Source organism: Streptomyces sp. NBC_00878, from assembly GCF_026341515.1.
Taxonomy (GTDB): Bacteria; Actinomycetota; Actinomycetes; order Streptomycetales; family Streptomycetaceae; genus Streptomyces.
This window is the reverse complement of record NZ_JAPEOK010000001.1, coordinates 2,082,190-2,099,039: the sequence shown is the minus strand read 5'-3', so window position 1 is coordinate 2,099,039 and position 16,850 is coordinate 2,082,190. Positions and strand designations below refer to the sequence as shown.

Sequence of the window (16,850 nt, the reverse complement as noted above, 5' to 3'; positions counted from 1 at the left end):
GCGTCATCCCGTACGCGGTTGCCGGCTGGGACGCGCCGCGCGCCGTCAGCGCCGCCGACCTCGACATCGTGCTGAACTGCATGGACACTCAGGCGAGTTGGTGGCCTCCGGCGACCAGGTGGTGGCGGGGATTCATGTCGCGATATAGCGTCAGTACTTCAGCTGCGCCGGTGACCGTATGGCGCGACGATGTCGACAGGACCAGGACGGAAGCATGTCAGGAGAGATCTTGCCCACGGGGAAGCGCTCCGGGTCCGGCTCGTCGCCCGAGCTGCGGGCTTCTCATGCGGACCGGGACCGGGTGGTGGATGTGCTGCGTGTCGCGGCGGGGGACGGCCTGCTGACCGCGGCCGAGTTGGACGAGCGACTGGAGGTCGCTCTGTCGGCGCGGACCGTCGGCGAGCTGACACCGCTCACCGCTGATCTGCCGCCCGTGTCGGCCTCGGTCGGCGCGGCCGTGACAGAGGTCAAGGACGTACTCCGGATCGACCGGAAGTTCAGCACGGTCAAACGCGGGGGGCCTTGGGTGGTGCCGCGGAGGCTGGAGCTCGCGGTGCAGTGGTGCGATGTGACGCTCGACTTCACTCAGGCAGTGATCACGCAGGACACCTTGCGGATCGACATGGATATGCCCGGCAAGACCCTGACGCTGATCACCAGGCCGGGCATCGTGGTCGACGCCGACGGCCTGTCACTGGCACACAGCAAGGTCAGGATCCATCAGGCGTCGGACCTCGCTGTGCCGATCAAGCTCCGCGTGGAGCTGGTCGGCTCGAAGAGCTTTGGCCGTGTCGTGGTGCGGCCCCCGCGCCGGACGTTCGGACAGTGGCTGCTGCGCAGGCCCGCGTCCCTGCCCGCCGGCGATTGACTCCGTCGGAGCTTTTCCACGGTGATCGTCAGTCAGCGAGCGACCGACCTCGGTGTTCGTCGCCTCAGTGGCTCTGCTCCTCAGCCGCTCTGCCCCTCGGCCGGTGCCCTCAGTAGCCGGTCCAGCTCCCTCCCGGCCTCGTCGTAACCGGCGTCGGAGATCCGTTGCAGCTCGCGCACATCGCCGGCCGCCACCGCGCGTCGTGTGAGCAGGAAACCGGCGTGCATGGATCCCTCGTCCAACAGCTCGCTCAGCTCTTCGAGGTCGCCGGCCGTGTCGGCGAGATCGGCCAGCCGGTCCAGAGCGGTCTCGTTGCCCTCGTCGGCCAGCTCGCGCAGGGTCTCCCGGTCGATACTCGTGTTCGCCATGACGCCATGCTGCAACCCTGCCCCAGGGGCAGGGTCAAGTGGGACGATGGCCGGGTGATCACCATCGGGCAGCTGGCCGGGTACGTCGGAGTGTCGGTCAAGACCATCCGCGTCTATCACGACAAGGGACTGCTCCCCGAGCCCGACCGCGACGCGTCCGGTTACCGGAGGTACGGCGCGAGCGACGCCATCGAGCTGATCAAGATCCGGACGCTCGCCGAAGCCGGCGTCCCCCTGGCTCGTATCCGGGACCTGAGGTCGGCGACCGATGAGGAGTTCCAGCGGGCGCTGCACGAGATCGACGGCGGGCTCACCGCGCGCATCCGCGGCCTGCGGGCGACGCAGGGGCGCCTGCGCCGGCTCGCCGCCGGGGATCTGGCACCGCTGCCCCCCGAGGTCGGTGCCCATCTGGAGAACCTGGCCCGCTGGGGGTTCACCCCTCGATGGGTGGACCTGCAACGCGACCTGTGGATCCTCGTGTTCGCCACCCACCCGGACCGGGCCACCACCCTGTTCCACGACCAGGCCGAGATCCTGGCAGACCCGGCGCTACGACAGCTCTTCCTCGACTACGACAACGCGTACGACCTCGAACCCGACGATCCCCGCATCGACGACCTCGCCCGCCGGATGGTCGGGGCGACCCAGGAACGCTACGGCTCCGACGAACTGCCCGAGCTGGACGGGGACTCCGAGATCCCCGCCCTCATCCAGGGCACGGTCAACGACGCGTCCCCGGCATGGCAGCGACTCGACACCCTCGTCCGCGCTCGACTGGACGCGACGACCTAGGCGTCCGTCAGCCGCGTCTCCTCCAGGTACCAGGGATCGTTGCAGCCGTCGGCGGGTCGGGTCGCTGATGCGGTGGTCGTCAGAACCAGCGAGGTGCCGTGGTCGCCCACGCCGTGCGCAGGGACACGGACGCGGTGATCTGCCGGCTGCGGTTCCGCGTCCGATCGGCGTACGGGGTGCTTCAGGCACCCGGGGGATTGGTTCCGGCAGATGGATCAGCCCGCCGTAAGAGGTCCGTCAAAGCCGTACGAACCTGCGTATGAGAGCCGTCAACGGCGGTCGAATCCGGCCGGAGAGGCGTTTTCCTCTAACCGTCCGTTCGATTCGAACCTCATCTAGGAGCATGCGATGGCCGACGTGGCCTTCGTCGTCATCACGATCGCGGTGTTCGCGCTGGTGGCTCTCGTCGCCAAGGGGGTGACGAAGCTGTGACCGCCGAGAACGTTGTCGGATTGATCGTGGCCGTCGCACTGCTGGGCTATCTCGTCCTCGCCCTTGTGTTCCCGGAGAGGTTCTGAGGAGAGATATGAGTCCCGTCCTCGCCGGTGTGCTGCAGTTGCTCGCGCTGATAGCGGCACTGGCGCTCGCCTACCGTCCCCTCGGCGACTACATGGCCCGGGTCTACTCCTCGGGCAAGCACCTGCGCGTCGAGAAGTGGATCTACCGGAGCATCGGCGCCAACCCGAACACCGAGATGCGCTGGCCCGCCTATCTGCGCGGCGTCCTCGCCTTCTCCGCGGTCGGCGTGGTCTTCCTGTACCTGTTGCAGCGCCTCCAGGGCAGCCTGCCCGGCTCGCTGGGCTTCTCCTCGATCGACCCGGACCAGGCGTTCAACACGGCGGCGTCGTTCGTGTCGAACACCAACTGGCAGTCGTACTACGGCGAGCAGGCCATGGGCCACGTCGTACAGACCGGCGGCCTGGCGGTGCAGAACTTCGTCTCGGCGGCCGTCGGTATCGCGGTGGCCGTCGCGCTCGTACGCGGCTTCTCCCTCCCCCACTCTCGGCTTCGCTCGAGCGGGGGGACCCCCATGCGCACCGGTGAACTCGGCAACTTCTGGGCCGACTTGGTACGCGGCACCATCCGCATCCTGCTGCCGCTCTCGGTGATCGCCGCGATCATCCTGGTCGCGTGCGGCGCGATCCAGAACTTCGCCGGGATCCACGAGGTGGGCCAGTTCACCGGCGGCTCGCAGCAGTGGAACGGCGGCGCGGTCGCCTCGCAGGAGGCGATCAAGGAGCTGGGCACCAACGGCGGCGGCTACTTCAACGCCAACAGCGCCCACCCTTTCGAGAACCCGAGTGCGTTCTCCAACCTCTTCGAGATCTTCCTGCTCCTGGTCATCCCCTTCGCGCTGACCCGTACCTTCGGCCGGATGGTCGGCTCGCTGCGGCAGGGCTACGCGATCCTCGCCACGATGGCCACCATCTGGATCGGCTTCATCTGCCTGATGTGGTGGACCGAGTTCGCGCACCACGGCCCGGCGTTCGACATCGCCGGCGGCGCGCTGGAGGGCAAGGAGACGCGCTTCGGCGTCGGCGCCTCGTCGATCTTCGCGGTGTCGACCACCCTCACCTCGACCGGCGCGGTGGACTCCTTCCACTCCTCGTTCACCGGCTTCGGCGGCGGCATCACCATCCTGGGCATGCAGTTGGGCGAGATCGCGCCCGGTGGTACCGGTTCCGGTCTCTACGGCATGCTGATCATGGCGATCATCGCGGTGTTCATCGCGGGCCTCATGGTCGGCCGTACGCCCGAGTACCTGGGCAAGAAGATCGGCACCCGCGAGATCAAGTTCGCGGCCTGCTACATCCTCATCACCCCGGCGCTGGTGCTGGTCTTCACCGCCGCGGCGATGGCCCTGCCGACGCCGGGCAACTCGATGACCAACAGCGGGGCGCACGGATTCTCCGAGATCCTGTACGCGTACTCGTCGGCCGCGAACAACAACGGTTCCGCCTTCGCGGGGCTGAACGCGGACACGCAGTGGTTCAACAGCACGCTGGGTCTGGCGATGCTGCTCGGCCGCTTCCTGCCGATGGTGTTCGTGCTGGCCCTGGCCGGATCGCTCGCCGAGCAGAAGCCGGTGCCGGCCACCGCGGGCACCCTGCGCACCGAAAAGCCGCTGTTCACCGGGCTGTTGGTGGGCGCGATTCTGATCATCACCGGTCTGACCTACTTCCCGGCACTCGCGCTGGGGCCGCTGGCCGAGGGGCTGGCGTCATGACCACCCGTACAAAGAAGTCCCGTACAAAGAAGTCCCGTACAGAGAAGTCCCATTCAGATTCAGAGAAGCAAGAGAACTCGATGTCCACGACTACTCCGACCCGGGCGCCGCACAGCGATGTGCCGACCGGCCACAAGGCCGAAGCACGTGTCGGCGCGGGTCTGTTCGACCCGAAGCAGCTGGTCAGGTCGCTGCCGGACGCCTGCCGCAAGCTCGATCCGCGGGTGATGGTCAAGTCCCCCGTGATGTTCGTGGTGCTGGTCGGCTCGGTCCTGACGACCGCGTTCTCGTTCAAGGATCCGGGCGACTGGTTCGGCTGGGCGATCAGCGCCTGGCTCTGGCTCACCGTGATCTTCGCCAACCTGGCGGAGGCGGTCGCCGAGGGCCGCGGCAAGGCGCAGGCGGACACGCTGCGCAAGGCCAAGACCGACACGGTGGCCCGGCGGCTCAACGGCTCCGTGGAGGAGCAGGTGCCCGGCAACGACCTGCGCGTCGGTGACCTGGTTGTCTGCGAGGCGGGCGACATCATCCCCGGCGACGGTGACGTCGTCGAGGGCGTCGCGTCCGTCGACGAGTCGGCGATCACCGGTGAGTCGGCGCCGGTCATACGTGAGTCCGGCGGCGACCGGTCCGCGGTCACCGGCGGTACGAAGGTCCTCTCCGACCGCATCGTCATCAAGATCACGACGAAGCCGGGCGAGACCTTCATCGACCGCATGATCGCCCTGGTCGAGGGCGCGGCCCGGCAGAAGACGCCCAACGAGATCGCGCTGAACATCCTGCTGGCCTCGCTGACGATCGTCTTTCTGCTGGCCGTCGCGACCCTGCCGCCGTTCGCGGACTACGCGGGCACGCACCTCAGCATGGTCGTGCTGGTGGCCCTGCTGGTCTGTCTGATCCCGACCACGATCGGCGCGCTGCTCTCCGCGATCGGCATCGCGGGCATGGACCGCCTCGTGCAGCGCAACGTCCTGGCCATGTCCGGCAGGGCGGTCGAGGCGGCGGGTGACGTCTCGACCCTGCTCCTCGACAAGACCGGCACCATCACGCTCGGCAACCGCCAGGCATCCGAGTTCGTACCGGTGACCGGGACGGCCGCGGCCGAGCTGGCCGACGCGGCGCAGCTGTCCTCGCTGGCCGACGAGACGCCCGAAGGCCGTTCCATCGTCGTCCTGGCGAAGGAGAAGTACGCGCTGCGCGAGCGCAGCCAGGGCGAGCTGTCCGGCGCCGAGTGGATCGCCTTCACCGCCCAGACCCGGATGTCGGGTGTGGACGTCGACGGCAGGAAGATCCGCAAGGGAGCGGCCGGTTCGGTCCTCGCCTGGGTCCGCGAGCGGGGCGGTGCGGTCTCCGACGACGCCGACACCCTGGCCAACGGGATCTCCGAGGCGGGCGGCACACCGCTGCTGGTGGCCGTCGAAGACACGGAAGGCGCCCGGGTGTTGGGCGTCATCCACCTCAAGGACGTCGTCAAGGACGGCATGCGCGAGCGGTTCGACGAGCTGCGCCGCATGGGCATCAAGACCGTCATGATCACCGGTGACAACCCGCTGACCGCCAAGGCGATCGCGGACGAGGCCGGTGTCGACGACTTCCTCGCGGAGGCCACTCCCGAGGACAAGATGGTGCTCATCAAGCGGGAGCAGGCGGGCGGCAAGCTCGTCGCGATGACCGGCGACGGTACGAACGACGCCCCCGCGCTGGCCCAGGCCGACGTCGGCGTGGCCATGAACACCGGTACCTCGGCCGCCAAGGAGGCCGGGAACATGGTGGACCTGGACTCCAACCCGACCAAGCTCATCGAGATCGTCGAGATCGGCAAGCAACTCCTCATCACCCGGGGCGCGTTGACGACGTTCTCGATCGCCAACGACGTCGCGAAATACTTCGCGATCATCCCGGCGCTGTTCGCGGCGGTCTACCCGGGCCTGGACAAGCTCAACATCATGGCCCTGTCCTCGCCGGACTCCGCGATCCTGTCCGCGGTCGTCTTCAACGCGCTGATCATCATCGCGCTGGTGCCGCTCGCCCTGCGCGGTGTGCAGTACCGGCCGGTCAGCGCCGACAAGATGCTGCGGCGCAACCTCGGCATCTACGGGCTGGGCGGGCTGATCGCCCCGTTCATCGGCATCAAGATCATCGACCTGCTCATCTCCTTCATCCCCGGGCTGTAATTTCTTGAAAGCGTGCTGATCGCCATGAACAACTCGGTTACGAACACTGCCCGGTTGCTCTGGGCCGGCCTGCGTGCCCTCCTCGTACTCACGGTGGTGACGGGCGTCCTCTACCCGCTGGCCATCACCGGCGTCGCCCAGGGCCTCTTCGACGACAAGGCGAACGGCTCGGAGATCACGTCGAACGGCAAGGTCGTCGGCTCCTCACTCATCGGCCAGGCGTACAACCTGCCGCTGAAGAAGGGCCAGGAGACCCCGGAGCCCGACCTGAAGTGGTTCCAGGGACGTCCGCAGAACGGGCTGGGCGCCAACAGCGTCAACACCCAGTACAAGCTGATCCTGTCCGGCGCCACCAACCGCTCCGGCGACAACGGCGCGGTCGACGGCGTCTGCCCGACGGACCCGGCCAAGGCGGAGGAAGCCACCCTCTGCCAGTGGGTCGTCGCCGCCAAGCAGGCCGTCATCAAGGACAACTCCGTGAACGGCTACACCGTCACGAGCGTGCCACCCGACGCGGTCACCTCCTCCGGCTCCGGCCTGGACCCGGACATCTCCCCGCAGTACGCGGACATCCAGGTCCACCGGATCGCGGCGAAGAACGGGCTGTCCGTCGACCAGGTGCAGAAGCTGGTCGACGAGCACACCGACGGCCGCACCCTCGGCTTCATCGGCGAGCCCACCGTCAACGTCCTCCAACTCAACATCGCGCTCAAGGAACTCGTGGCGAAGAGCTGATGGCCTTACGCGCGGCGCGCGGGAGTCGGTGCCCGGGGACAACCCCCGGTTCCGCCGACTCCCGCAGCCATGAAGCCGGTCACCGCACTTCCGGCCCTCATGACCCCACGTACGACATGAAAGGTGCACGCCGGTGACGCGCGTACTGGTGGTGGAGGACGATCCCCAGCTCGTCCGGGCCCTCGTCCTCAACCTTCAGGCACGGAAGTACGGAGTCGACGCCGCACCCGACGGCGCCACCGCGCTCCGTCTCGCCGCCGCACGCCGGCCGGACATGGTCGTCCTCGACCTGGGCCTGCCCGACATGGACGGCGTGGACGTCATCAAGGAACTGCGCGGCTGGACCCGCTTACCGATCCTCGTCCTGTCCGCCCGACGGGCCTCCGACGAGAAGGTCGCCGCCCTCGACGCGGGTGCCGACGACTACATCACCAAGCCGTTCAGCATGGACGAGTTGATGGCCCGGCTGCGGGCCGCCGTCCGCCGTACGGAGACCGCCCCGCTCGCACCGGAGACGGTGCTGGTCGTCACGGACGACTTCAGCATCGACCTGCTGGCCAAGAAGGCCACCCGAGCCGGACACGACATACGCCTCACGCCGACCGAATGGCATCTGCTGGAGATCCTGGTCACCAGCCCCGGGCGCCTCATCACGCAGAAGCACCTGCTCCAGGAGGTGTGGGGCGTCTCGCACAGCAACAAGACCAACTACCTCCGGGTCTACATGGCGCAACTGCGCCGAAAACTGGAGACGGACCCCTCCCACCCCCGCTGCCTCATCACGGAACCCGGCATGGGCTACCGCTTCGAAGGCTGAAACGACACAGGCTTACCGACCGACTTCCAGACGAAGAGACGAGAAGATGGCACGCGGCAAGCTTCGGATCTACCTCGGTGCGGCGCCGGGCGTCGGGAAGACGTACGCGATGCTGTCCGAGGCGCACCGCCGTGTAGAGCGGGGCACGGACTGCGTGGTCGCCTTCGTGGAGCACCACAACCGGCCGCGTACGGAGGTGATGCGGCACGGTCTGGAGCAGATACCTCGCAGGGAACTGGAGTACCGGCGCACGGTCTTCACCGAGATGGACGTGGACGCTGTTCGGCCTCGGCGTCGGAGCCACGGTCGCCCGGGAGTCGGGGCCCGACCTGGACGTCCACCTGATCACCCACGGCGAGGCGGGCAAGGGGCGGGGTCTGCCCGTCGCCCGGGGTGCACGGCTCGGCCGGTCCCGGGTCATCTGGGGCTGGCTGGTGGGTGTGGCCGGCCCCGCCCTCCTGACGCTGCTGCTCACCGGCGTCACGCCGTCGGTCGGCCTGGCCAACGACATGCTGCTGTTCCTGGCGATGACGGTGGCCGCGGCCCTGCTCGGCGGCCTCCACCCGGCGCTGGCCTCGGCCGTGGTGGGCTCCCTGTTGCTGAACTGGTTCTTCACCCCGCCCGTGCACACCCTGACGATCGCCGACCCCGAGAACATCGTCGCCATCGCCATCTTCGTAGGCGTCGCCGTGTCGGTCGCCTCCGTGGTGGACCTCGCGGCCCGGCGTACGCATCAGGCGGCGCGCCTGCGGGCCGAGTCGGAGATCCTCTCGGTCCTGGCGGGCAGCGTGCTGCGCGGGGAGACCAGCCTGGAGGCGCTGTTGGAGCGGGTCCGGGAGACCTTCGGCATGGAGTCGGTCGCCCTGCTGGAGCGGGTCAGCGACGTCGAGCCGTGGACGTGCGCGGGCAGCGTGGGCCCGCGGCCCTGTCAGAGCCCCGAGGGCGCGGACGTCGACATGCCGGTCAGCGACCACTTGGCCCTCGCACTGTCGGGGCGGATGCTGCCGGCGGAGGACCGGCGGGTGCTCGCCGCGTTCGCCGCGCAGGCCGCGGTGGTCCTGGACCGCCAGCGGCTCCAGTCCCAGGCCGACCAGTCACGTGCGCTGGCCGAGGGCAACCGTATCCGTACCGCTCTCCTCGCCGCTGTCAGCCATGATCTGCGCACCCCGCTCGCGGGCATCAAGGCCGCGGTCTCCTCGCTCCGTTCGGAGGACGTGGCCTGGTCCGAGGAGGACCGGGCGGAACTGCTCGAAGGCATCGAAGAGGGCGCGGACCGCCTCGACAACCTCGTGGGCAACCTGCTGGACATGTCCAGGCTCCAGACCGGCACGGTCACTCCGCTGATCCGCGAGATCGACCTCGACGAGGTGGTCCCGATGGCCCTCGGCGGCGTACCCGAGGACAGCGTGGAACTGGACATCCCGGAAACCCTGCCGATGGTCGCCGTCGACCCCGGCCTGCTGGAGCGGTCGGTCGCCAACCTGGTCGAGAACGCGGTGAAGTACAGCCCCGCCGAGGAGCGGGTCGTCGTGTCGGCGAGCGCCATGGCCGACCGCGTGGAGGTCCGGGTGGTGGACCGTGGCCCGGGCGTCCCGGACGAGGCCAAGGACCGCATCTTCGAGCCGTTCCAGCGGTACGGGGACGCTCCGCGCGGTGCGGGCGTGGGCCTCGGCCTCGCGGTCGCCCGCGGCTTCGCCGAGGCGATGCGCGGCACCCTCACCGCGGAGGACACTCCCGGCGGCGGCCTCACCATGGTCCTCACGGTCCCGGCAGCGTCCGGCGTCCAGCCGGTCCGGGCCGACCTTCCGGCGACGGCCACGTCCTAGTACTCCAGCAGTACTTCGTGGCTTGACCTGGGGGAACGTCGAGCGGTGGGAGTGTAGCGGGCGGAATGCCGTCACGGATGGGTTCTGCCCGCCCGCCCCTCGAAGGAGTGCCCACGACGGAGATATCGCCCGTGTTCGGGAAAGCCTCAGGCCGTGATCACCGAACAGGCAGCCGAGACCTGGGACCGCGACCTGGACCACCTCTTCACCGCCATCGGGCACCACTTCAGCCGCGTCGAACCCCGCCGCCGGATGCGGGACTACGTGCGCGCACTACTCGCCCCGGTAGCCCGCAAAAACAGCTGGCAGCTCGCCGAACACGCCGGCCACGCCACCCCCGACGGCCTGCAGCACCTGCTCTCCCGCGCCCGCTGGAACCCCGACGACATCCGCGATGACCTGCAGACCTACATCGCCGAACAACTCGGGCGCCCCGACGGGGTACTGATCGTCGACGACAGCGGCTTCCTGAAGAAGGGCACCACCTCCGCCGGAGTCCAACGGCAGTACTCCGGCACCGCTGGCCGCACCGAGAACTGCCAGATCGGCGTCTTCGCCGCCTACGCCAGCACGGCCGGCCGCGCCCTGGTGGACCGGGAGCTCTACCTGCCCAAGTCCTGGACGGATGACCGTGACCGATGCCGCGCCGCCAAGATCCCCGACGAGCGGGAGTTCGCCACCAAGAACACCCTCGCGGCAACGATCGTCCGCAGAGCTCTGGCCTCGCCGCTGCCGATCGCCTGGGTGACGGCGGACGCCGCCTACGGACAGGACAACCGCTTCCGCCGGATGCTGGAAACGTCCGGCGTCGGCTACGTCCTCGCCGTCCCGAAGTCCCAGTTCTCCCTGGCCGGCCCGCGCATCGACATGGTCTTTGAGCAGGCCCCCGACCAGGCGTGGGAACGCCGTTCCTGCGGCGCGGGCGCGAAGGGGCAGCGCGCGTACGACTGGGCGGCCGTGCAGTTGCGACCGGTTACCGAGTACGACCACCAGGACGGTGTGCTGATCCGGCGACGGTGGGCACTGGCACGGCGCAGCCTGAGCCGCCCGGACGAGATCGCCTATTACCTCGGCTACGCGCCGCTGGATGTCGGCGTGGACGAGCTCGTGCGCGTGGCCGGCACCCGGTGGGCGATCGAGGAGTGTTTCCAGGCGGCGAAGAACGAGTGCGGCCTGGACCAGTACGAGGTCCGCCGCTACGTCGGCTGGTACCGGCACATCACCCTCGCCATGCTCGCCCACGCCTTCCTCGCCGCGATGAGCGCGCAAGCAGTCGAAAAAGGGGATCCATCAGTGAGGATGCCGAGGCTATCGCGCTCACTGTGGCAGAAGTGCGGCGACTCCTGGCAGCTCACGCACCCCTAGATCCCCGTGCCCGCACCCACGCGTTGAGCTGGTCGCACTGGCGCCGACGACGTCAAGCGGTGGCGCGCCGCTGCCACTACCGCCGTCGTGGGCACTCCTTCGAGGGGCGGGCGGGCAGAACCCATCCGTGACGGCATTCCGCCCGCTACACTCCCACCGCTCGACGTTCCCCCAGGTCAAGCCACGAAGTACTGCTGGAGTACTAGGGCGCCAGCTCCGGTTCCACGAGTGTGGCGGTGGCGGTGGCTGTGGCGGGTGAGGACACGAAGGTCTTCAAGGAGTGTCCTGAAGAAGCGTCTCCAAGAAGGGGATCCGGGATGCCGCCCTTCTCCGGCGCCGACACGGACCCACCTGGCGCGGGGCGGATTCAGTCGTCGTGCCCGACACCGCGATCGGGTGCGGTCATGTCCCCCGTCCTGGGCGTGCCGTCGGCCAGCCCGTAGCGCAGATACACGGTGCCCTTCGGGCTGGCTACCGGTGGTTCGAGGAGCGTGACGTTCGTGGGCACCGCGCCACCGTCGAACACCTTCTTCCCGACGCCGAGCACGATCGGGTGCACCCAGAGGTCGAGACGGTCGAAGAGCTTCTCGCGCAGCAGGGTCTGCACCAGGTTCAGACTCCCGACGACCTTCACGTGCTCGTGCCGGTCACGGATCTCGCGCACGGCGCCGGCCAGATCCGGGCCGAGCTGCGTGGACCCGGCCCACGAGAGATCGGGTTCGCCGCGGGAGGCTACGTACTTCGGGACCCTGTTGAAGAGCGTGGCGATCTCGTTGTCCTCGCCGCTCTCCTGGTGCGGCCAGTAGGCGGCGAAGATGTCGTACGTCCGTCGGCCGAGCAGGAGGGCGTCCGTGCCCTCGTACGCCGCACCGATCTGCGCCCCGGCGACCTCGTCCAGCAGGGGCGCCTGCCAGCCGCCGAACGGGAACCCCACCGGGTCCTCGTCGGGGCCACCGGGCGACTGCCCGACGAGGTCGAGGCTTGCGAACAGCTCGATGTGAATGAGACCCATGTCCTGCTCCCGGTGCGGTGGTCGGCTCGGTCGGGAGGTAGACCCATGGGTACCGGCGGACTCATCGCTGCGACGGCACCCGGATTCGTACTCGTCGGCAGCCGCCTCGCCCGGTGCATCGGTCTCCATCCCGTCCTGCGGTCGGCGTCCTTGTCCTTGCGACGCCCGTCAGCAGGATCGGCAGATATGCCCAGCGCCTTGATCCAGGCCCGCCGGTCCGATTCCTCCGGTCCGATTCCTCCGGGCCGGGTCACGTGTGGCGTGGGCAGGGCGGGGCGTAGTCGAGGCGCGGGAAATGGCGGGACCACTGGGCGCGGCTGATGGGGTCGCGGACGCGGTCGCAGGCGTCGGCGAGTACCCGGTCGAGGTCGGTGTACCAGACCTGGACGCTGCGGTGGGCCGTCACGGTGAGGATCGTGCCGTCCGCCGCGAGGTAGCGCACCTCCTTGACCGACCCGCCGGGGTTGGTGAGGACGGCCAGCGGGGCGGGGCGCGTGCGGTCGGTCACGTCCCAGGCGTTCACCGTGCCGTCCACGCCGACCGTCACTGCCGTACGGCCGTGCGGAGCGAAGGCCACACCGGCGACGATGTCGGCGTGCCTCGCCAGTTCGCCCAGCTCGCGGTGGCGGGGAAGGGCGCTGATGTCCCACAGTTTCGCCGTGTGGTCGTCGCTCCCGCTCAGCAGGGTCCGGCCGTCCGGACTGTAGGCGAGGGCGTCGACGAAGTGCCGGTGCCCCTTGAGGACGGCGAGGGTGGCGTGCTGTGGGTGTGTCATGTCCCAGATGCGGATGGTGCGGTCGTCGGAGCCCGAGGCCAGGGTCGTTCCGTCGGCGCTGAAGGCCACGGGTTTGACGTTGCCCCGGTGCCCGGTCAACGTGTCGAGGGTGCGCGGGCGTGCCGGGTCCGTCATGTCCCAGAGACGGACGGTGTCGTCGTAGCTGCTGGTGGCGGCCATGCGGCCGTCCCGGCTCACGGCGACGGCGTAGACGGCGTCCGAGTGCCCTGTGGGCCGCTTCGACAGCAGCGTCGGGTGCATGGGATCGGACACGTCCCACAGCCGGAGCGTGTGGTCGCCGCCGGCTCCGATCAGCGTGCCGCCGTCCGGGGTGAACTCGACGAAGTTCAGGCCGGCCCCGTCGCCGTCGATGGTGGCGAGCCGACGGGGCCGACGTGGATCCGCCATGTCCCACAGGACGGTGTACGCGCTGTCGGCCATGGCCAGCATGCGGCCGTCGGCGGTCACGGCCGGTGTGTGCCCGGCCGGTGTACGCCCGGTCAGCCTCGGGCCGGCCGACGCGACGGACAGGGTACTGAGCAGGGTGTCCCGCGTGCGCTCCTGCGGGGCCTGGCGGTAGGCGGCCAGCGCGATCTGGGCGGCCAGTGACGGATATTGCGGGCTCAGGCGCACGGATTCGTCGGCGGCCCGCAGGATCACTGCCTCGTTGCGCTGCCGGGTGATGGTGTCCTGTGCCTGTACGGCGAAGCCGACGGCGGCCACGGCACACACGAGGAGTACGGCCAGGGCCCCGACCATGCGGCGCAGCCGGCGCAGGCGGCGGCGGTCGCGCCGCTCCTCCTCCCGCGCCGCCGACACACCGGCGTCGAGGAAGGCGCGTTCCCGTGCGGTCAGCGCCTGCCGCGGAAGGTCCTGCGCGGCGGCGAGGCGTACTCCGCGGTACAGGATGTCGGGGTCGTGGTCCAAGGACTCCCAGAGGGTGGTGGCCTCGGTGAGTGCGCGTTGCAGGCGTTCCTGGCCGCGGTCCTCGTCCAGCCAGCCGCCGAGCCGGGACCAGCAGCGGATCAACGCCTCGTGGGCGATCTCCACGTGGTCGCCGTCGGCGGTCAGCAGCCTGGCCCGGGTGGCCTGTTCGAGGACGAACTCGGTGTCAGGACCGCCATCGAGTTCCTGACGGGGCACACGGCGTTTGGTGTCCTCGGTGCCCTCGCCCAGCGCGACGAGCCGCAGGAACAGCCGCCGAGCTGCCCTCTGCCGGCTGTCGCTCAGGGCGCGGTGGAACTCCTCGGCGGTCTGGGTGAGCGCGCCCTCGAAGCCGCCCGCCGCACGGTATCCGGCCAGCGTGAGGGCGTTGCCGCGCCGCCTGCTCCACGTCTCCAGCAGGGCGTGCGACAGCAGCGGCAGCGCCCCCGGCCGGCCGTGGGCGTCGGCCGTGAGGGTCGTCAGCAGGGCGCTCTCGACGGTGAGCCGGGAGCGGGCGGCGGGCTGGACGATCGCCGCCCTCAGTTCCTCGGCGGTCATCGGGCCGACGGGATGGTGGGCATGGGGCAGGGCGTCGACGAGGCCGGGCAGCCGCGTGCAGTGCGTGTAGAAGTCGGACCGCACGGCGATGACGACCCGCGTGCGGCTGTCGGGGACCTGCGCCGCGTGTACGAGCGAGGCGACGAACCGCTCCCGTTCCCGTGCGTCGCGGCAGACGGTGAACACCTCCTCGAACTGGTCCACGACGACGAGCAGTTCGTCCGCCGCGGAGCCTGCCTCCTGCTGCCGGGCGAGGATCTGCCGCACCATCCGGTGGAAGGTGTGCGGCTCGGCCGTGAGTTCGGCGCGCACCCGGCCGGGATCGGCGTCGGCGCGGGCCGCCAGTCGGACGGCGCATTCCTCCAGCGGATGCGGGCCGGGCGTGAAGGCCAGCGAGGAAACACCGGGAAAGGCGGGAAGTACGCCTGCGCGCAGCACCGATGATTTACCGGATCCCGACGCCCCGAACAAAACAAGAAGCCGCTTTTCCTTCAAATGTTCGACGAGTGTGCCGGTGAGTTTCTCGCGGCCGAAGAAAACACCGGCGTCGGCTTCCCCGAACGCGGCCAGACCGACATAGGGCGGCCTGGCGCCTTTCTTCTCCCGGTCCTCCGAGTCACCGTCCACCGACGTGCCCGCTGCGGTACACGCGTCAGCCGCCCGTCGCCAGATCAGCTTCCATTCGCGCTCGTCACCGCCGCAGGCTCGGACGTAGGCCAGGGTGACGGCCAGGCTGGGCAGTTGACGTCCCGCCGCGGCCGAGGACAGCGTCGCGATCGAGTAATGCGCGTTCCGTGCGAGGTCCCGGTAGGTGGGACGGCCGGCCTGTTCCCGCAGTTTCCGTAAACGCGCCGCGAATTCGGACAGCGGACCGCCGTCCGGGTCCAGCGGACGCTCTCCCCGTGGCATGCGCGCACCCTTCCCCATGGGTCACACGGATTGTTCGGTATCCGTTTGTTCAGCCTCGGCCGACCGGCCTTGAACAACAGATTAGCGGCTACAAACGGTGCATCAGGTCCCGCACCGAGGACCGGACAACGAACGGAAAAGAGGAATCCCATGAAGAAGCGAATGCTGGCCGCGTACCTCCTGATCAGCGGGCTCGCGCTGACCGCCGGGCCGCTCGCACAGGCCGGGCAGGCGGCGGAGGCCGCCGCCCCGTCCGCTGTCGTGCGGCAGGACAACGTCTGCGTCGTCAACGACGACGGGGTCAACTTCCGAGGCGGCCCCGGCACCCAGTACCCGGTCCTGGGCCAGGTGAACTGGGGGCAGGAGCTCATCTTCCGTGACCGAGACGGCGTCTGGGTCATGGGAGACCTGGTGGGCGGGCCCACCGGAGTCTGGATCCACGAGGCCTACCTCGACGGCGACGGCTGCTGACGGCACCGTCCCGTCGGTATCGCGGGGCACTGTCACCACGTGTGACGGTGCCCCGCACCCCCGCACCCCCGCACCCCCGAACGCCGGTCCCCGGTACCACGTGCGCGGGGCCGGGACACATGGCCGCCGTCCGGCAGACAGCCGGGCGGCGGCAAACCGCGTTCACCTCGCTTGCCCGACCCGTAACCCAGTTCTGTCACATCGCATACCGCCCCTTGGGGAACCACAGAAATCTCGCCGATCGCAGCGTGGTTGTACCGAAGACCAGCGGGTCGGAGATTCCTACGTTCCGTGACTGGATCGACGATTTCATCAGAGCCGCGTGCACTGAACCGATGTGCACTGAACCGATTTCCTGCAAGCCTCTGGGCATGCTGCACATCAGTCACGCCGGGGCCGTCAACATCGAGTACAGCCACTTTCCCGTCGGGGAGCAGTGGGAACCAGGCTTCGAACGAAGGGACGGCAGACCGGACTTCAAGACGAGCGAAGCGGTCGTCGTCGTCCCTGGCAACATCGTCGTGAGATCACGAGTGCAGCAGCACACCGCGCCCGTTGTCCTGGCCCTCAGCGGTCAGCGTGGCGAGGCGCCGGGGGCCGGGTGGGAACTGCTTGCTTCCGTGGCGTACCGGCCTGTCTATGCGGGCCGTATGGCTGCGTTCGACACGACGAACGGACCGGCACGGAGTGCCGACGAAGCCGTCAGAGTGTTCGGACAGCTGGCCGACCCAGGCGAGCCGACCATCGATCTGGATCCGTCTCACACGTATGACGTGCAGGTGTGGGCCCAAGGTCGCTCCGACTCCCGCGAGCGGTTCGACGATGCCGCGCCGGGCGCGGATACCGAGGGCGCCTCCGCCCTGGAGGCGTACCTGATCGTGTTCACTTCCTCCGGCACGCAGGAACCGGCGCCCCAGGCCGCCCGCGAGAGCCGACGAGACCGGCTGACCCGTACTTACGGAAGACCGCCCCTCAACATGCGCTGACACGTCACGCCACGCTGAAATGTCACGGGAACCGAGAGGGGAG

Annotated in this window: 13 protein-coding genes and 1 pseudogene; 11 read left to right on the top strand and 3 right to left on the bottom strand. The window is 69.2% G+C overall.

Annotated elements, in window-relative coordinates:
* Positions 1-214: 214 nt before the first annotated feature.
* Entirely contained in the window at positions 215-868 is a 654-nt protein-coding gene (locus tag OHA11_RS08465) for a DUF1707 domain-containing protein (protein WP_266493654.1), read from the top strand.
* 80 nt (positions 869-948) lie between these two features.
* Here the strand turns inward: OHA11_RS08465 and OHA11_RS08460 are convergent, their stop codons facing one another.
* Complete coding sequence (locus tag OHA11_RS08460; protein ID WP_266493652.1) at positions 949-1,236, bottom strand: hypothetical protein; 288 nt, start codon at positions 1,234-1,236, stop codon at positions 949-951.
* Positions 1,237-1,290: 54 nt separating this feature from the next.
* On the opposite strand from OHA11_RS08460, the gene OHA11_RS08455 reads away from it, so the two are divergent.
* From OHA11_RS08455 to OHA11_RS08420, 8 genes and pseudogenes are all read left to right on the top strand, one after another.
* The gene (locus OHA11_RS08455) at positions 1,291-2,028 is read left to right on the top strand and encodes a MerR family transcriptional regulator (protein WP_266493651.1); all 738 of its coding nucleotides are present in this window, start codon (positions 1,291-1,293) and stop codon (positions 2,026-2,028) included.
* A gap of 428 nt (positions 2,029-2,456) precedes the next feature.
* Positions 2,457-2,546 carry a K(+)-transporting ATPase subunit F gene (gene kdpF / locus OHA11_RS08450; RefSeq protein WP_037896654.1) on the top strand — a complete coding sequence of 30 codons (90 nt, stop codon included), beginning with the start codon at positions 2,457-2,459 and terminating at the stop codon, positions 2,544-2,546.
* An 8-nt stretch (positions 2,547-2,554) separates the two neighbouring features.
* Positions 2,555-4,255: a potassium-transporting ATPase subunit KdpA gene (kdpA, locus tag OHA11_RS08445; RefSeq protein ID WP_266493644.1), complete on the top strand. Its 1,701-nt coding sequence runs from the start codon at positions 2,555-2,557 to the stop codon at positions 4,253-4,255.
* Between the two features lie 80 nt (positions 4,256-4,335).
* Positions 4,336-6,429 carry a potassium-transporting ATPase subunit KdpB gene (gene kdpB, locus OHA11_RS08440; RefSeq protein ID WP_266493642.1) on the top strand — a complete coding sequence of 698 codons (2,094 nt, stop codon included), beginning with the start codon at positions 4,336-4,338 and terminating at the stop codon, positions 6,427-6,429.
* Positions 6,430-6,453: 24 nt separating this feature from the next.
* Positions 6,454-7,164, top strand: coding sequence for a potassium-transporting ATPase subunit C (locus OHA11_RS08435; protein ID WP_266493639.1), 711 nt, complete (start codon positions 6,454-6,456; stop codon positions 7,162-7,164).
* A gap of 133 nt (positions 7,165-7,297) precedes the next feature.
* Positions 7,298-7,981, top strand: coding sequence for a response regulator (locus tag OHA11_RS08430; protein ID WP_266493637.1), 684 nt, complete (start codon positions 7,298-7,300; stop codon positions 7,979-7,981).
* A 46-nt stretch (positions 7,982-8,027) separates the two neighbouring features.
* Positions 8,028-9,807 (top strand): annotated as a pseudogene (locus OHA11_RS08425) (DUF4118 domain-containing protein).
* 192 nt (positions 9,808-9,999) lie between these two features.
* Positions 10,000-11,172, top strand: coding sequence for an IS701 family transposase (locus OHA11_RS08420; RefSeq protein ID WP_266507037.1), 1,173 nt, complete (start codon positions 10,000-10,002; stop codon positions 11,170-11,172).
* Between the two features lie 367 nt (positions 11,173-11,539).
* Here the strand turns inward: OHA11_RS08420 and OHA11_RS08415 are convergent, their stop codons facing one another.
* On the bottom strand, positions 11,540-12,184 hold the full coding sequence (locus OHA11_RS08415) for a dihydrofolate reductase family protein (RefSeq protein WP_266493634.1): 645 nt from the start codon (positions 12,182-12,184) through the stop codon (positions 11,540-11,542).
* A gap of 250 nt (positions 12,185-12,434) precedes the next feature.
* Entirely contained in the window at positions 12,435-15,350 is a 2,916-nt protein-coding gene (locus tag OHA11_RS08410) for a hypothetical protein (RefSeq protein WP_266493631.1), read from the bottom strand.
* A 150-nt stretch (positions 15,351-15,500) separates the two neighbouring features.
* Between OHA11_RS08410 and OHA11_RS08405 the strand changes: the two genes are divergently transcribed.
* Positions 15,501-15,821 carry an SH3 domain-containing protein gene (locus OHA11_RS08405; RefSeq protein WP_266493628.1) on the top strand — a complete coding sequence of 107 codons (321 nt, stop codon included), beginning with the start codon at positions 15,501-15,503 and terminating at the stop codon, positions 15,819-15,821.
* A 119-nt stretch (positions 15,822-15,940) separates the two neighbouring features.
* On the top strand, positions 15,941-16,807 hold the full coding sequence (locus tag OHA11_RS08400; RefSeq protein WP_266493625.1) for a hypothetical protein: 867 nt from the start codon (positions 15,941-15,943) through the stop codon (positions 16,805-16,807).
* Positions 16,808-16,850 lie beyond the last annotated feature (43 nt).